We start from the raw sequence: 16,878 nt of genomic DNA, 5'->3' as shown, positions 1-16,878 counted from the left end.
AAGTGAACGCCGCCGTTCGGCCGGCTGTCAAGCCGGGTCGCCGCCCTCCACCGCGCGCGGCCGCACCAATCCGCCCACACCGACCAGCCCTGGTCCGCCGTAGGTGGCGACCACCGTGCCGATCTGGCCGGTGATCACGTTGATGTCCGGCTGGGCTTCACGCAGGCGGGCAGCGACCGCCTCGGCCGCGTCCGGGTTGACGAAGTGAAAAACTGCGGCATGGTCCCAGGGGCACTGCTCCGTCACCAGTGTCACCAGGCGGTCGATCGCACGGCGCATCGTGCGCACGCGCTCCAGCGGTTCCACCGTGCCGTCACGCACCTGCACGATCGGCTTGATCTGCAGGGCCGAGCCGAGCAGCAGCGCGGAGCGGCCGATCCGCCCGCCCCGGTGGAGGTACTCGAGCGTCTCGAGAACGGCGTAGAGCCGCTGATCCCCGGTACGGCGCTCGGCGTGGGCCGCGACTTCGTCCAACGACTTCCCGGCTGCCGCCAGGTCGGCCGCCTCCAGCACGATCCAGCCGAACGTTATCGAGACGGAGTGGCTATCGATCAGGCGGATGCGCTCGGGCGCGACGGCCTGAGCCGCGGCGTGAGCGGAGTTGTAGGTGCCGGAGAGGGCAGAAGAAATGTGGATGGAGACGATGTCGTAGCCGCGGTCGATTCGCTCCTGGTAGACCTCCTGGAAGGTGCCGATTGACGGCTGGGATGTGCGCGGGAAGTGCCCCTCACGCAGCGAGGCGAGGAACTGGTCCCGGCTCAGATCGATCCCGTCGCGGTAGCTCTGCCCAGCGATCTCGACGATGAGAGGGACGACGGTGAGGGGCCGGTCGCCGATCATCTCGGGCGGGATATCGGCAGTGCTGTCGGTAACGACATAGACCGGGCGTGAGGGGGCGTCGCTCATGGCACCTCCTCGATTGACAGCGGCGCATCGCCCTCGTAGACGACGACTCCGAGCGCGCCGGGGCCCACGTGGGCAGCCAGGACCGGTGATAACTCGGCGAAGATCATGCGCTCGCGCGGGCAGCGATCGGCCAGCGCGTCGGCCACCCGCTCGGCATCGCTGCTTCCGTTCGTGGTCAGTATCGCAAGTTGGTCGATCCGGGGAAAGTCTCGCACCAGCTCAATCAGTCCGGCGGTGGCCTTTGGGCGGGTGCGGGTGCGGGCGTGGGGGACGACGACGCCTTCCTCCAGCCGCAGGATCGGCTTGAGCTGCAGGACAGTGCCGACGATCTCGGCGGCGCGGCCGATCCGCCCGCCGCGGCGCAGGTACTCCAGGGTGTCGACCAGGAAGACGGCGTGGGTCGACTCGATGGCCTGCCGGGTCGCACGGTCGATTGTATCCAGATCGTAGCCGGCCTGGGCCAGCTTGGCTGCGCGGAGCACCGGGAAGCCCAGCCCCATCGAGGTGGAGCGGGAGTCGATCACCGAGATCGGCAGGCGCCCGTTGATCGTATCGCGTGCCAACAGCGCGCTCTGATACGTACCGCTGAGGCGGCTGGAGATGTGGATCGAGATGATGGCGTCGTACTCCTCCGCCAGGCGGTTGAACACCTCCTGGAACCGGCCGACGGAGGGCTGAGATGTGGTGGGGAAGGTGGTGGTCGTGGTCAGCCGTCGCATGAACTCGGCTGGGGTGATGGAAACGCCATCCTCGAACACTTCGCCGTCGATGTGGACCGTGAGCGGCACGACGTGGATGTCGTACGCCTCGATCATCTCGCGCGGAAGGTCCGCGGTGCTGTCCGTGACCACCGCGACTCGGGGCATGGTACCTCCTCCTCTTTACTCGAGGGCAATTATCAAGTCGTAATGGGGCTGGTCTCCGGCGGCGACCTCGATGGTCAGGTTGGGGTAGGCATCCCCGATCGCCTCGGCGACGCGCCCGGCCAGGTCGGGGCTGGCGGGTTCCCCGACGAAGACGGTCAGCAGTTCTGCCTGATCCGGGTCAGCCTCGGCCAGCACGGCGAGGACGACCTCTACCGGGTCCTCCCCACCCGCGCGCAAGCGGTCATCGAGGAGGCCGATGAACTGCCCCTGCTCGACGCGCACGCCGTCGATCTCGGCCGAGCGCGTGGCGCGGGTCAGTGCCAGGGAGCGGACCATGCCGAGCGCTTCGGTCATGGAGGCGACGTTCTCCTCCAGGTCGGAGTCGAAGTTGAAGGCGGCCAGGGCACTGATGCCCTGCGGCACCGAGCGGGAGGGCACCACCCGGATGGTCCGATCGGTGAGGCGTTCCACCTGCCGTGCAGTGGGGATGACGTTGCTGTCGTTGGGCAACAGGATGACCTGGCGCTGGGGGAGCGCCGCGATGACGCGCAGGATCTCCTCGGTGCTGGGGTTGACGGTCGGCCCCCCGGGCACCACCGCGGTGGCGCCCATGCCGCGGAGCGCGTCGGTCAGCCCATCGCCGCTCGCCACGGCCACCAGGGCGATGTCTGTCGTGTCCGCCGTGGATGGCGCAACGGCTGTCGGGTGAGCCGCGTGCCGATCTTCCAGGAGCGCGCGGGTCTGGGCGGTCATGTTGTCGATCCGCACCTGGTGCAGCTCACCGTAGCCGAGCGCAATCTCGAGGATGGTGCCGGGGTGCTCGCTGTGGACGTGGATCTTGAGCATCGTCTTGTCGCCCACCACGACCGCGGAGGTACCCAGCTCGGTCATGCGGCGGCGTACCTCCTCCACCGGCAGGTTGTCCCCCGTGAGCAGGAAGTTGGTGCAGTAGCCGAACTCCTCGGCGTCATGCAGCTCATCGAGGTGATCGAGGAAGTCCATCTCCGCGGCGGGAGCGGTCGAGACGGGGACCGTTTCGTCGGACGGGATTGAGAGCGTCGTCCCCTCGGCAAAGCGCTGGAGCCCGGCGAGGAGGATGGCCAGCCCCTGGCCCCCGGCATCGACGACGCCGGCCTGGCGCAGGATGTCGAGCAGTTCCGGCGTCCGCCGGACGGTGTCCTCCGCGGTGTCGAGCGCGGCCGCCAGCACGGTGCTCAGCGAGCTGTCCTTGGCCGCGGCGATCTCGGCCGCCTCGGCCGCGGCCCGGATCACGGTCAGCATGGTCCCCTCGACCGGGTTGACGACCGCCCGGTAGGCGAGGTCGGCTGCACGCCGCAGCCCGGCGGCCAAGACACGGCCGTCGAGGTGGGCGGCGCCCTGGCAGCTCTCTGCAATGCCTGCGAAGATCTGGTAGAGGATGACGCCGGAATTTCCCCGCGCGCCCATCAGTGCGCCGTGCGCCGCACCGGCCAGCACCTCATCGGCCCGGGCTTGGCTACCGTGGTTGAGCCGCTGTGCCTCGCGCACGGCTGCCTGGATAGTCAGGAACATGTTGGTGCCGGTATCCCCATCCGGGACTGGGAAGACGTTGAGCGCGTTGACTGCGGTCACATGCGGCTCGAAGTGCGCCACGGCGGTTTCCAGCGCGCCGATCAACGTCGCCCCCGACCACCGTCGCTCCCTATCAACTTCCTCCCCGCGAGCCGGGTGCTCCACGCCGCGTGCTCCCTCCCGGGTCATGATAGTCCTCTTTCGCTCCTTTGCGAATGGTCGCTGACCGCTCCCAAGGCCACCATTGCACAGTCAGTCGACCGCCACCCGGCCGACGCTTCCCGCGCCGCGCCGTCCCCCTGGCGCCGTACGGTGCTTGTCGTGGCAGATGGCTGTGTGCTATGCTCTCCGGTTGTGGGCGCACTCGACTCAGATCACCTGAGTGCTCTTCTCGGCGCCAATACTAATTGCTGAAACCATACCAGGTAAAGGGGGCCGACTTGGCCGGGAAGTGCGACATTTGCCATCGAACACCGGGTTTCGGCCATAATGTAAGCCATTCTAAGCGCCGAACCAACCGCATGTTCCGCCTGAATATTCAGCGCGCGACCATTTATCAGAATGGCCAGCCGCGCCGGGTGAATATCTGCACCCGCTGCCTGCGCACGCTGACCAAGCCGGCCCGGATGGCGTAGCAGTCAGTCTAAACCAACTCGTCGATTCCGCGCACCCACGGGTCACCGGGGTGCGCTCATCGTGTTGTGTGTGGCGCGGTGCGTGTTGCGTACTCCGTACTGGGTAGTGCGCGGTGCGGGGTTGTCGTGCTTCATCCGCAAGGAGCGCGCGGGCTGGCGACCCGTGTCCGCGGTGGGTGGCGAGAGTACCCCGACGCTCGGCACGTGTCCGGGGCTAGGGCCGCCGGGCACATTCCACGGCGGGGATCCACTCACTACCGACGGTACCTTGGATGGGCCACGTGTAGCTTCCCGATTCCGCGCCATGCCAAAGCGGCAGCTCTGGCGCCGGGCCATGACCAGGCCGCGGCATCAATCCGTCTCGATGATGAGGTAACGGTCGAGGCCGGCGAGGTCGGGGCGGACGGTGATACGGGCGGTGGGGAAGTGTGAGCGGGCGGTGGCGAGGGCAATGGCGCGCTGGCTGGGGTCGATCTCGCAGCCCACGGCGCCACGGGGGCGCAGACGCTGGGCCACCTGCGGCAGGAGTTGCTCGTAGAGCCCGAACCCGGTCTCCCCGGCGTAGAGTGCCACCGCCGGCTCCCAGGCGATCCCGGCGTGGGCCTGGTCGGGGCGCAGATAGGGGAGGTTGGCGAGCACCAGGTCGATGCCGGGACGGCACCAGGAGAGGAGATCCCCCGCCACCAGTGCCACACGGCCCGGCGCGAGCCGGTCACGGTTGATGGCGGCGACACGCAGGGCGTCGAGGGAGCGATCGCTGCCGACCACGCGCAAGGCCGGGTCGTCCGCGTGGGCGGCAAGGCTGACGGCGATCGCGCCGCTGCCGGTCCCCACGTCGACCACGAGGCGATCCCCGCCCCGTTCGCGTAACCACGCGAGGGCCCACTCGACCAGATACTCCGTCTCCGGCCGGGGGATGAGCACGCGCCGGTCGACCAGGAAGTCGAGCCCCATGAACTCCCGATGGCCGGTGATGTAGGCCACCGGCTCCCCGGCGGCGCGCCGCGCGATCAGGTCGCGGTACCGCTCGACGGTATCGGGTGGCGCGGGGTCCGGTAGTCGCGCGTAGAGCGTCGCGCGGTCGATGGAGAGCAGGTGCCGCAACAGCACCTCGGCGTCGAGCCGAGCCGTCTCGTCGCCCGCCTGCTCGAGCTGCTGGCGGCCGTCATGGAGGAGTTGGCGGAGGGTGGGAGGATCATGCGTCATACGTCACGCGTCATGCGTCACGGGTATTGCGTATTTTCCCCTCTCCCCTGGTGGGAGAGGGGGTGGGGGTGACGGGGACGCACGACGCATGACGGAGGACGTATGACGCATGACGAACCACGCCCCACGTCCTACGCCCCGTTCAGCCCGGCGGCCTTCAGGCGCTCGGCCTGGTCGGCGGCGCGAAGTTCGCGGATGAAGGTGTCGATCTCGCCGTTGAGGATCTCGGGCAGGTTGCCCAGGCTGAGCTTCAGTCGGTGGTCGGTCACACGGTCCTGCGGGAAGTTATACGTGCGGATCTTCTCCGCCCGCTCGCCGGTACCTACCTGCGAGCGCCGCATGCCCGAGCGCTCCTCGTGCAGTCGCCGCTGCTCCAGGTCGTACAGCCGTGCGCGGAGCACCGCCATTGCCTTCGCCCGGTTCTTGATCTGCGACTTCTCGTCCTGGCAGGTCACGACCAGTCCGGTCGGCAGGTGGGTGATGCGCACCGCCGAGTCGGTGGTGTTCACGCTCTGGCCGCCGTGCCCGGTGGAGCGGAAGACGTCGATGCGCAGATCCTCCTCGTTGATCTGGATATCGACCTCCTCGGCCTCCGGCAGCACCGCGACAGTGGCGGTGGAGGTGTGGATGCGCCCACCCGACTCGGTGACCGGCACGCGCTGCACCCGGTGGACGCCCGACTCGTACTTCAGTTCGCTGTACGCGCCGCGGCCGCGAACCTCGAAGATGATCTCCTTGAAGCCACCGATGCCGGTCTCGTTGGCCGACATCACGTCGATCTTCCAGCCGCGCTTCTCGGCGTACTGGGAGTACATGCGGAACAGGTCGGCGGCGAACAGCGCCGCCTCCTCGCCGCCGGTGCCGGCCCGGATCTCGACGATGACGTTCTTCTCGTCGTTGGGATCCTTGGGCACCAGCAACATCCGGATCTCGTTGTCCAGCCGCTCCCGCTCTTCCCGGAGTCGCTTCAGCTCCTCCTCGGCCAGCTCCTCCAGGTCGGGGTCGCCGCTGCGGAGCAGCGATTCTGCCTCCGCGATCTCCGCGTCGACGCGCTTGCGCGTGCGGTAGGTGGTGACGACCTCTTCCAGGTCGGCCCGCTCTCGCCCGTACTCGGCGAGCTTCTCCGGGTTGGTCACGACCTCCGGATCGGCGAGCAGCCGATCCAGTTCCTCGAAGCGCGCTTCCAGTTGGTCAAGTTTGCTGGTCAGTATCGTCATCGTGTCTCCTCCGTCCGCCGCGATGTCTTCGTCGTCGTGTCGTTCGGGCGCGGTGGGGCTGCTAACCGTGGCTGGACGGAGGCTCCTCCAATCTCCGTGCTCGCACCGCGGACGTGTGTGCAATGGCGTCGAGCGCCAGCGCGACCGCCTGTGCGGGATCCTCAGCGCGGTGGTAGCGCCCCTCCCCACCGAAGCGTACCAGCCGCGCAGCATCGAGATCCCAGCTCCCGAGTCCGATGACGTGCTTCCCCATCTTCAATGCCAGCGCGATCTCGGAGAGTGTCCCGAAGCCGCCGCCGATCGCGATGACCGCCTCGCCCGAGGCAACGACTACGGCGTTGCGCGCGTTGCCCAGCCCGGTGCAGATCACGTGCTCGACCCACTCATTGGCCTCGCGGCGGTCAGTGCCGGGCAAGATGCCGATCGTCGCGCCGCCGGCCCGCCGCGCTCCGCGGCAGGCGGCGGCCATGACGCCGTCACGCCCCCCGCACACTAGTGCGTGCCCGGCGAGCGCGATCCGCTCACCGACCTCCTCGGCCCAGCGGATCTCCTCGTCGGTCGCCTCGTTCGGCCCGCAGACGGCGATCACCCGGCACCCCCCAGCGGGAACTCGTCGACAACGGTGTAGACCGCTCCCGTGCGCCGCAGCTCGCTGCGGAACAGCGTCACCCGGTCGACCGGGATCGGCAGCGGCGGCAGCGCAGCGATCTCCGCCAGCCGGCGCTCGACATCCCGGAGGCTCCCCAGGTCCTCCGGCCGGACGCGCGCCACCGTCAGGTGCGGATGGAACGCGCGCTCCTCCGGTGGGTAACCCTGCGCCGCGCTGGCCTGCTCGACGGACCGCTGCAGTGCGCCCAGCCGACGGACATCGCCAGCGACGCCCAGCCACAGCACCCGTGGGCGCCGCGGGTTGGGGAAGGCCCCGGCCCCCGCCGCCTCGATCGTGAACGGCCGGGCGGTTGCCACCGCCGGGCGCAATGCTGCTCCCAGCGCCGGGATGTCATCGACCGGCACATTGCCATAGAACTTCAATGTAAGATGGGTTCCCTCGGGGGTGACCCACTTCGCCCGCCAGCCGGCGTCTCGGAGCCGATCACGGACGGCGGCGACGCGGTCGCGGACCTCGGGAGGAATCTCGATGGCGGCAAAAAGCCGCCAGACATCCTGCATGGCGGCATCCCCAACACCCGCGGATGGTCGCGGCATTCCGTTGCTATTATAGCCGATTTCCCCTCCCGACTCCACTCCGCTGACGCATGCCTGGGAACGACGGACGACGCCCCACCTCCCGGAGGGCCGGGAGATGGGGCGAGTAGGGTCGGGTGGGAGGATCTACGGCGCCGGGGCCGGGGCGCCGGCGGGGTGCTCGGGGCGGCGGGTGCGTGGAGTGCGGAAGGCCTGCCAGGCCAGGAGCGCGGCGCCGCCTGCGCCGTACATGCCGGCGAGGGCGACGATCAGCCCGCCGATGAACGGCACCAGGCCGATGATCTGCAGGATCACGAGCCCGACCACTGCCGCGAGGTAGGGGTGCTCGGCCGACGTGCGGTTGCCGAAGGCCTTGAGAAGCGCGGCGCCAACGGTGGTCCCGGCGATCAGGTACCCGATGACCCAGGTGGCCGGCAGCAGTACCAGGAACACCGCAATGCCGAAGGGGATGCCGATGATGGTCGGGAAGGCGATGACGCCGAGGATCGGCAAGCCGATCCCGATGATCAGCGCGGCCAGGATCACCGGGCCCGGGCGGGTTGCGAGGAACTCACCGGCGGCGCTCAGTTGACGACCGCCGATCGCGGCGAAGATCAGGCCCCCGATCACGACCAGCAGGGTCATCCCGAGCCAGAGGACGAGCCAGGCGGCCGTGAAGTCCCACGGGTTAAAGGTCGCCGTGGTGCGGGTCACCTGCCCCGTGACTTGTGCGCCGGGCGCCTGGTTGATGGTGCTGTTGACCAGGGCCACGTTGCGAACGCGCGCGCCGTCCCGGAGGTCGGCCTGACCGTTGATGACCGTCAGGTCGCCGTTGATCACGCCGTTCACGACGGCGTTGCCGTTGATGACGACGGCCGAGTTTTCGATGACCCCGTCAAAGGTGCCCTGCGCGTTGATGACCATGACCGTCTCGACGGTGTCGTCTGGGGGAACCGTGAGCGGGCTGTTGACGCGGAGGAGGAAGTCGTCGTCGCCCGGTTCCTGGGCGAGGGCAACGCCCGGCAGGAGGGCGAGCATCGCCGTGACGAGCACGAGCAAGATCCAGCGTTTCATCTGGGTGCTCCTTTCCGGCGCGTGCAACTGTCACGCGAATCACGGTAGCGCGCCTGTGCTTGCGAAGTCGTCGCACGAGCCGGCCCACGGTTGCAGCTGTGTGACACACCATATGACATATGTGACATAAGGTGCTAGGGCAGTGCCGGGACGGGGAATGGCGTCCCCAGGGTTGGCGGCGCGGGAGTCTGGCAAAGGGGAGGGGGACGCACGACCGGGCGGCACCGAAGTGAGCGCCGCCCGGTCGCGCAGCAAGGCTCCTGGGTCGTGGCCGGATCCTAGTGCTTCAGGATCTTGATCCGGTCGTACATACGCACGAACACATTCCAGGTCGGGACCAGCTCACCCTGGGAGTTGCGCGGGAAGTTGGCGACCCAGGGCTTGAGCAGGCCGTAGTTGTACGGGTTGTAGACGAAGATCGCGGCGCCGTCCTTGAGCATCAGCTCGTCGGCCTGCCGGTACATCTCCATCCGCTTCTCTTCGTCCTTTTCCCCGGCCGCCTCGCTCACCAGCCGGTCATACTCCTCGTTCTGCCAGGTGTGGCGCGAGCCGGTGGGGAACTTGGAGTACCAAACCAGATACTGGGTGTTGTTGGGGTCGGGGTAGTCGATGTACCAGCGGACCCACCAGAGCTGCAGTTCGTGCTTGTAGGCCCGGTCGTAGACCTCGCGCTGCTCGCCGATCTCGTGCTTGATGTCCATGCCCAGATGCTCTTTGAGCATCTGAATGATCGCCTCGGCGGCGGCCTTCGGCGCGTCGCCCTCTTCTCGCTGGGTCAGGGTGATCGGCGGCCAGTTCTTCCCGCCCTCATACGGGGTGCCCTTGAGCAGGGCCATGGCCTTCTCCGGGTCGAAGGCGGTGTACTCCTCGTACTTATTCGGGTTGTACCCCGGCATGCCCGGCGGGGTCATGGTGTAGGCCGGGGTGCCGAGCCCCTTGAGCACGTTGTTGACGATGACGTCCCGGTCGATGGCGTGGGACATCGCCAGGCGCACTTCCCGCACGTCGAAGGGCGGCATGCCGAAGTGCGGGGCCAGGTACCATGTGCCGTACAGGTTGTACTTGATCATCTCCTGGGACAGCGTGGGGTCATTCTGGACCCGTTCGAGCTGCCCGAGCTGCCCGCGGTAGTGCCAGTCGATCTCGTTGTTCTCATAGGCGAGCTGGGAGGCATCCGACGCGATGATCGGGCGCTCGATCCGCTGGAGGGTGATGTTCGCCGCGTTCCAGTAGCCCTCATTCTTCTCGCAGATGACGATCTCGTCGTGGCGCCACTCCACCAGCTTGAACGGGCCGTTGGAGACGCAGTTGCCGGCTTCGGTCCACTTGTCGCCGTACTTCTCGACCGACGGACGGTGAGAGGGCGCCGCGGCAATGTAGGAGGCCAGCACCGGGAAGTACCCGCGCGGGCCTTCCAGCGTGCAGACGAGGGTGTAGTCGTCGACCGCCTTGACGCCGATGTCGTCGCGGGTGAAGTTGCCCTCTCCCAGGTTGAACGGCTCGGCGTTCTTCAGGTCGTAGAGGAAGCCGGCGTACGGAGCGGCGGTCTCCGGGTCGAGCTGGCGCTTCCAGGACCACTCGTAGTCGTGCGCGGTCACCGGGTCGCCGTTGCTCCAATAGCTGTCTTTCCGGAGATAGAAGGTCCAGACCGAGGCGTCCTCGTTGGCCTCCCAGCGCTCGGCGATGTCCGGCTGGACCTGCAGGTTCTCGTCGAACTGGCCGAGCTGGGCGAAGAGGGATTCCTCGCCGCCGCTGTAGAGGTCCCGGTTGAAGTCGTGGCTCGTCGGGTCTCTCTCGAAGTTGACGCGGAAGACCTGCTCCTCGGCCAGCTCCCCTTCCGCCTGGCCGGGCTGGCTCGTGGCGGGCGCGTCGGTGCTCTGGGTCTCGTCGGTGGTCCCGCCGCCTTCCTCTCCCTCGGAGCCGCCGCAGGCAGCCAGGGCGAGCGACACGGCAGCGGTGCCCCCGGCGGCGCCGACGATGGCCAGGAACTGGCGCCGGTCGGCGCGCACGGCTTCAAAGCGTTTGTGCAACAGCCGCAACTGTTCTGGATCTTCCCACCACCGAAGCTTATCCATCAGTCTCCTCCTCTCGCGCCGCGTTCACCGCGGCTCGGCTAATCCATTGTGTTTCCGTTACCGTTCAGTCCCTACACCGTGGAGAGGAGCGTCCGGCCGAGGCCCGGCCGGTGGATCCTCGCACTCCGGCTACTTCTGCTGCATGCGTGGGTCGAGCGCGTCGCGCAGGCCGTTGCCGAAGAAGGTGAAGGACATCATGACCACCGCGATCGCTATCGCCGGGAAGAGCGCGAGGAACCAGTACGACTGCAGGTACGGGAAATACTCACCAACCATCTGCCCCCAGCTCGGGCGCGGCGGGTTGATGCCCACGCCGATGAAGCTCAGGCTTGCCTCGGTGAAGATGGCCTCCGGCACGCCGAAGGTGAGCGCCACGACGATGGGGGTCAGCGCATTCGGCAGCATGTGGCGGGTAATCAGCCGCCAGGGCCCGGCCCCGGCGGCGCGCGCCGCCTGGATAAAGTCCTTCTCACGCATCGACAGGAACTCGGCGCGGGTCAGCCGGGCGATGGTAACCCAGCCGGTGATACCGATGGCAATGAAAATGTTCTGCAGGCCCCGCCCGAGCGCGGCCATGATCAAGATCACGAACAAGAGTTGGGGGAAGGCGTACATCACGTCGACGAAGCGCATCAGGATGGTGTCGGTCTTACCGGCGGCGTACCCGGCGATTGCTCCAATCGGGACGCCGATCAGGAAGACGATCACCTGAGCGCCGATGCCGACCAGCATCGACACCTGGGCGCCGTAGATCATGCGGCTCAGCATGTCGCGCCCGGTCAGGTCAGTACCCATCGGGAAATCCCGGCTGGGGAACTGCGAAATGGCGCTATAGTTGGGCTTGTCGTATGGGTAGGGCGCGATCAGGGGCGCGAAGATCGCCATCAGCGCGATGAGCAGGATGATGATCCCCCCGGCCAGTGCCAGGCGGTTGGCGATCAGTCGCCTCATTGCGTCCTGCCACAGGGTGCGGTGCGGACGGGCAAGGCTGGCTAATGTCTTTGAAGCCTGGCGGCCGCCCTCGGTAGTCGACGGTGCCAGCGTCTCTTCACGACGCGAGCCGAGCGCATCCATGACGTTTCCCCCTCCTCAGGCCAGCCGAATGCGTGGATCCACCACACTGTAGAGGATGTCCACGACCAGGTTCATGATCGCCAGGAAGATCCCGTAGAGGAGGATGATCGCCATGATCAGCGGGTAGTCGCGGGCGATCATGCTGTCGACGAAGAAGCGGCCCATCCCGGGCACGCGGAACAGGGTCTCGACGAAGAAGGACCCGGTGCCGACAGCGGCGAACATCGGGCCGAGGATGGTCAAGGGGGGCAGCAGGCCGTTCTTGACCGCGTGCCCGAGGACCACCGCGCGCTGCGACAACCCCTTCGCCTGGGCGGTCCGCATGTAGTCCTGGCGCATCACCTCGACCATGCTGGAGCGGGTGTAGCGGGCCAGAATGCCCAGCGGGCCGAGCCCGAGTGCGATGGTCGGCAGGATCCAATCGACTGGGCTGGTCCAGCCGCCGGTGCGTGGGATGACGCCCAGCCCGAGCACGAAGACGACGATCAGGAAGATGGCCAGGACGAAGTTCGGCACGGCGACGCCCAGCGTCGCGATGAAGCTACACACGTAGTCGATCGGGCCGTTCTGGTTGACCGCGGCCAGGACGCCGAGCGGGATGCCGACGAAGATCGCGAGCAGGAGCGCCATGGTGCCGAGGTGCAGCGACACCGGGAAGGTGCGCTGGAGGATCTCCATGACGGTGCTGGTCTTGTGGACGTAGGAGGTGCCGAAGTCGCCTCGCAGGGCGTTCTTCAGGAAGGTCATGTACTGGATGTGCAAGGGCTTATCCAGACCCCACTTGCGGGCGAGGTTCTGCTGGGCGGCGGGGGGCAGCGGGTTGGCGTTGGGTGCGTCGGGTTGCAGGGGTGAGCCGGGTGTGGCGTGCATGACTACAAACGTCACAAGTGAGATTGCCAGCATGGTTGGCACCAGCCAGAAGAGGCGGCGCAGGATATACTGACTCATCTCCCATCCCCTCTAGGTCGTCCCCACGGCGGCGCCGGGTACTGGGAATTGCCCCGGGGCCCGCCGGGGAACGGCGGTCCGCGGCCGCTGCCTTTTGTCGGTCTCGCTACGAATGCGTGATTACCGTATCACCGGCGTGCGGACGTGTCAATAAGTCCCGTAAGGACGCGTGTCGTGGTAGCCGTTCAGGTCGTGGGATGCCGAACGCGCAGAATCGGGACCGCCGAGCGGGAAGATGCAAGATATCATTCACCGGGTTCCCGCAGGCGGTTGTATCCGGCACGCTGTGGCCGATTCTGTGTCCCGAATCCGACGGAGGCGGGACGTCATCAGTGAGGTGTCAGACATCCCAGACATGCCGCATGGAGCGGGCTCCCGCTGGAGTTGGGGCCCGCTCGGGAGTGGGAAGCAAGATGCGTCACGCCTGCGCCCTGGGGTCAAGCGCGTCGCGAAGGCCGTCGCCCAGGAGGTTGAAGGCGAGCACCGTCAGCAGCAGAGCGATCCCCGGGGCGAGGGAGAAGAGCGGCACGTCCGTCAGGTGGAGCGTCCCGTCGCGGATCATCTGGCCCCAGCTCGGCGTCGGCGGCTGCACACCCAGGCCGATGAAGCTCAGGCTGGCCTCCAGCCGGATGGCTGAGGCGGTCCAGAGGCTGGCAAGCACCAGCAACTCGCCGGCGACATTGGGCACGATGTGCACCAGTAGGAGCCGGCCGTCGCGGGCGCCCAGGGCACGGGCGGCTTCGACGAAATCCTTGTTCTTGAGCGATAGCGTCGGGCCGTGGGCCACGCGGGCGAAGCGTGGAGCGATGGTCAGCCCGATGGCCAGAACCAGGTTGGTCATGCCCCCGCCGAGCACCGCGGCCACGAGCAGCCCGGTGATGAGGTCCGGGAAGGCGAGCATGACGTCGACGACCCGCATGATGGTCGTCTCCACCCGACCACCGCGGAACCCTGCGATGGTGCCCATCGCCGTGCCGAGCAGGCCGCCGAAGGCGACCGAGAGGATGCCGACCAGGAGCGCGGCGCGGGCGCCGTAGATGATGCGCGAGAGGATGTCACGCCCGTAGTCGTCCCGGCCCAGGGGATAGCCCTCGCCGGGTGGGGTGAGGCGGTTGACCACGCTCTGCGCGAGTGGGTCATGCGGTGCCAGCAGCGGAGCGGCCAGTGCCACGAAGACGATGATCGCCACCATGGCGAGGCCCAACAGGGCGGCCCGATTCTGGGAGAAGGTGCGCCAGATGCGCCTCCGCTGCGAGACGTACCTGACAGATGGGAGTGTTGCTTCGGCCTGTGCCACCTAATCGTACCTTACGCGAGGATCGACCAGTCCGTATACGAGATCAGTGATCAGGTTGATGATGACGATGAACAACGCGTAGACGACCATGATCGACTGCACGGTCGTGTAGTCGCGCTGGCGGATCGCCCCGACCATCAACCGTCCCAGCCCCGGCCGCGAGAAGACGATCTCCGTCAGAACCGAACTGCCGATCAGCGAGATGGCGAAGATGCCGACGAGCGAGACGATAGGGATCAAGGCCGCGCGGAAGCCATGGCGCAGCAGGACGACCCAGTTGCTCAGCCCCTTCGCTCGCGCCGTTCGCACGTAGTCGTCGCCAAGGACGTTGATCATCACCGAGCGGGTCATGCGCCCGATGTAGGCCGTCTCGATCAGCCCGAGGCTGATGGCCGGCAGCGCCAGGTGGTGGAGGTTGGCCAGCGGGTCCGAGAAGTCCCCGGCTCCGAGGGTCGGGAAGAGGCGCCAGCGCACCGAGAAGAAGTACAAGAGCAGGATGCCGAGATAGAACGCCGGGAAGGACAGTCCCGCCAGCGACAGAACCCGCCCGAAGTAGTCGATCATCGTGTTGCGGCGGACGGCGGTGATGATCCCGACGGGGATGCCGAGGACCAGCCCGATGAGGATCGCGGCGAGGGCGAGTTCGATCGTGTGCGGCAGCGCGAAGCGGATCTGATCGATTACCGGCTGGCTGCTGATCAGCGAACGGCCGAGGTCGCCGCGGAGCAGGCCGCTCAAGAAGTCGACGTATTGGATGTAGAGCGGCTTGTCGAGGCCCATGCGCTGGCGCAGGGCCTCGACCGCCTCCTTCGAGGCGTAGTCGCCGAGCGCGGCCGTGGCCGGGTCGCCCGGCACGACGCGCACGATGATGAAGATGAGCGTCAGCACCGCCAGGAGTGTCGGCACTGCAAGGAGGATGCGCTTGAGCGCATAGACAGCCACAGGCGTCACCCATCCTAGAGCACGGCCCACCCGGGACCAGGGAGGACCCGAGCGGGCCGCGTGTACACGCTACCCGGAGATGGTCGTCAACTCGGTGATCTGCGGGTAGAGGGCCAGTGACGACTTCAGCTCATGCCCGTAGTCAACCCGTTCGGATCGACCGTAGACCTGGTTGATGTACAGGAGCGGCATGGCCGCCATATCCTGCAGGATCCGGATGTTGATCTCCTTCCAGAGCTCCACCTGCCGGTCGGGGTCCGTCTCGGCCCGCGCCTCCTCGATCAGGTCGTCCACCTGGTCGTAGTGCGAGAAGTTCGTGTTCGGCCTGGGCCCCGTCACCACGATGGCATCGGAGTGGAAGAACTGGGAGAAGTAGGTGTCCGGGTTGGGCCGGAAGGCGATGTAGATCACGATCGGGTTGACGTTCTCCCGGATCAGGCTGTGGAACGTGGGGTGGTCGACCACGTTGACCGTGAGCGTGACGCCGATTTGGGCGAGCTGTGCCTGGAGCGCTTCGTAGTGCTTGCGGTAGCTCTCCAGCTCCGACGTGACCACCTCGAACGTCAGGTTCTGCACGCCGGCCTCGGCTAGAAGCTGCTGGGCGCGCTCGGGATCGTAGTGGTAGGCGACGCCTGCCTCCTCCGCCTCCTCGCGCGTCAACCCGCCGGCCATCAGCTCGGCCGGGGCGACGGAGTAGACGCTCTGCGCCACCGGCTCGCCGAACAGCGCCAGGTGCTCCTCACGGTTCATGGCATAGGCCAGCGCCTGACGCACTCGCACGTCCGACAGCGGCTCCCGGCTCATGTCGAAGTTGACGAAGGTGACCTCGCCGACGCCGAAGACATCGGCCGTGAGCCCGTCGATCGCGTTGATCTTCTCGACCCAGCGTGCCTCGGAGATGCCATCCACCACGTCCATCTCGCCCGACTGCAGGGCGAGCTCGCGGCTAGAGGGGTCGGGCATGAAGCGCAGGGTGACGCCCGCCAGCTTGGGCGCGCCGCGGAAGTAGTTGTCCCAGGCGACCAGCTCGATCGCGTTCTGCGGCGTGTAGTTCTGGAACATGAACGGCCCGGTGCCGACCGGGTGGGTCTTGATGGCGTCGGGCCCCATCGCCTCGACCGCCCGCTGGCTCATGATGAACCCGCCCGAGTAGTTCGCGATCTTGGGCAGGAACAGAAGGGGCGAGAGCGGCGTGTCGAGCGTGATCCGGACGGTGTAGTCGTCGACCTTCTCAAACGTCATGCCGGTGTACTCTGCCGCATAGGCCGAGGTGTCGGGGTTGGCTGACTTCTGGAGCGAAAAGATGACGTCGTCCGCCGTCAGCTCGTACGACTCCGTCTGCGGACCGGGATGCCACATGACCCCCTGGCGTAGGGTGAAGGTCCAGACCTGCTTGCCGTCCACGATCTCCGGCTCCGGGATCTCGGTGGCCAGGTCCGGCTCGAACTGGGAGCTGTCGCCCGGCTTGTAGCGCACCAGGGCGTTGAAGATCATGTCGACCACGGTGCGGTCAGGAGTGCTCGACGCGTAGTGTGGGTCCAGGGTGCCGAGGTCCGCCGCGTCGAGCGCGTAGCGGAGCACCGGCCGATCACCCGACGGTGCTTCTCCCCCAGGAGTCTCGCCGGGTTCAGCGGTCGCGGTGGTGCCGGGCTCCTCGCCCGCCGGGCTGGTCGGTTCCGTATCGCCGTCGTCGCCACCACCGCAAGCTGCGAGGAGCCCGGCGATGACCGGCGTGCTCAGGCCGATCGCGGCAGCCCGGCGGAGCAGGGTGCGCCGGCTGATCTGGCCTGCCTCCGCAGCGGCGAGTTCGTCCAACTCACGGTCACGCTGCTCGTTCATGACTCCTCCTCTGCATCAAACATGGCCAACCACACGCCCGCGAGGGGTGGAGACGTCCATGTG

General features: G+C 67.3%; 15 protein-coding genes. 1 reads left to right on the top strand and 14 read right to left on the bottom strand.

What is annotated here, in order from left to right; genetic code table 11:
- Positions 1–27: 27 nt before the first annotated feature.
- Genes STHE_RS09620 through STHE_RS09610 form a run of 3 tightly spaced genes read right to left on the bottom strand, consistent with a single transcriptional unit; the run spans position 28 to position 3,512 of the window.
- On the bottom strand, positions 28–906 hold the full coding sequence (locus tag STHE_RS09620; RefSeq protein ID WP_012872383.1) for a DegV family protein: 879 nt from the start codon (positions 904–906) through the stop codon (positions 28–30).
- On the bottom strand, positions 903–1,772 hold the full coding sequence (locus STHE_RS09615) for a DegV family protein (protein WP_012872382.1): 870 nt from the start codon (positions 1,770–1,772) through the stop codon (positions 903–905). The genes STHE_RS09620 and STHE_RS09615 overlap by 4 nt, the downstream gene beginning before the upstream one ends.
- Positions 1,773–1,787: 15 nt before the next feature.
- Positions 1,788–3,512, bottom strand: a complete 1,725-nt coding sequence (locus tag STHE_RS09610; protein WP_012872381.1) for a DAK2 domain-containing protein — start codon at positions 3,510–3,512, stop codon at positions 1,788–1,790.
- Between the two features lie 218 nt (positions 3,513–3,730).
- Between STHE_RS09610 and rpmB the strand changes: the two genes are divergently transcribed.
- Entirely contained in the window at positions 3,731–3,958 is a 228-nt protein-coding gene (rpmB, locus tag STHE_RS18490; protein WP_342626137.1) for a 50S ribosomal protein L28, read from the top strand.
- Positions 3,959–4,309: 351 nt separating this feature from the next.
- Here rpmB and prmC read toward each other — a convergent pair whose 3' ends face one another.
- The 11 genes from prmC to STHE_RS09555 form a co-directional block, all read right to left on the bottom strand.
- Entirely contained in the window at positions 4,310–5,164 is an 855-nt protein-coding gene (prmC, locus tag STHE_RS09605; protein WP_012872380.1) for a peptide chain release factor N(5)-glutamine methyltransferase, read from the bottom strand.
- Positions 5,165–5,295: 131 nt separating this feature from the next.
- Positions 5,296–6,372, bottom strand: coding sequence for a peptide chain release factor 1 (gene prfA / locus STHE_RS09600; protein ID WP_148220049.1), 1,077 nt, complete (start codon positions 6,370–6,372; stop codon positions 5,296–5,298).
- A 70-nt stretch (positions 6,373–6,442) separates the two neighbouring features.
- A complete protein-coding gene (locus STHE_RS09595) occupies positions 6,443–6,970 on the bottom strand; it encodes a TIGR00725 family protein (RefSeq protein ID WP_012872378.1) in 528 nt (175 codons plus the stop codon).
- Positions 6,967–7,551, bottom strand: a complete 585-nt coding sequence (thpR, locus tag STHE_RS09590) for an RNA 2',3'-cyclic phosphodiesterase (RefSeq protein ID WP_012872377.1) — start codon at positions 7,549–7,551, stop codon at positions 6,967–6,969. Before thpR ends, STHE_RS09595 begins: the two co-directional genes overlap by 4 nt.
- 162 nt (positions 7,552–7,713) lie before the next feature.
- Entirely contained in the window at positions 7,714–8,640 is a 927-nt protein-coding gene (locus STHE_RS09585; protein WP_012872376.1) for a hypothetical protein, read from the bottom strand.
- A gap of 278 nt (positions 8,641–8,918) precedes the next feature.
- The gene (locus STHE_RS09580) at positions 8,919–10,715 is read right to left on the bottom strand and encodes a peptide ABC transporter substrate-binding protein (protein ID WP_012872375.1); all 1,797 of its coding nucleotides are present in this window, start codon (positions 10,713–10,715) and stop codon (positions 8,919–8,921) included.
- A gap of 129 nt (positions 10,716–10,844) precedes the next feature.
- The gene (locus STHE_RS09575; protein WP_012872374.1) at positions 10,845–11,789 is read right to left on the bottom strand and encodes an ABC transporter permease; all 945 of its coding nucleotides are present in this window, start codon (positions 11,787–11,789) and stop codon (positions 10,845–10,847) included.
- A gap of 15 nt (positions 11,790–11,804) precedes the next feature.
- Positions 11,805–12,737: an ABC transporter permease gene (locus STHE_RS09570; RefSeq protein WP_012872373.1), complete on the bottom strand. Its 933-nt coding sequence runs from the start codon at positions 12,735–12,737 to the stop codon at positions 11,805–11,807.
- 418 nt (positions 12,738–13,155) lie between these two features.
- Positions 13,156–14,034, bottom strand: coding sequence for an ABC transporter permease (locus STHE_RS09565; RefSeq protein ID WP_012872372.1), 879 nt, complete (start codon positions 14,032–14,034; stop codon positions 13,156–13,158).
- Positions 14,035–14,976, bottom strand: a complete 942-nt coding sequence (locus STHE_RS09560) for an ABC transporter permease (protein WP_012872371.1) — start codon at positions 14,974–14,976, stop codon at positions 14,035–14,037. It abuts the gene before it with no gap.
- A 69-nt stretch (positions 14,977–15,045) separates the two neighbouring features.
- Entirely contained in the window at positions 15,046–16,815 is a 1,770-nt protein-coding gene (locus STHE_RS09555) for an ABC transporter substrate-binding protein (RefSeq protein WP_012872370.1), read from the bottom strand.
- Positions 16,816–16,878 lie beyond the last annotated feature (63 nt).

This window comes from Sphaerobacter thermophilus DSM 20745 (assembly GCF_000024985.1).
Lineage (GTDB): Bacteria > Chloroflexota > Chloroflexia > Thermomicrobiales > Thermomicrobiaceae > Sphaerobacter > Sphaerobacter thermophilus.
This window is presented reverse-complemented; position numbering and strand designations above follow the sequence as displayed.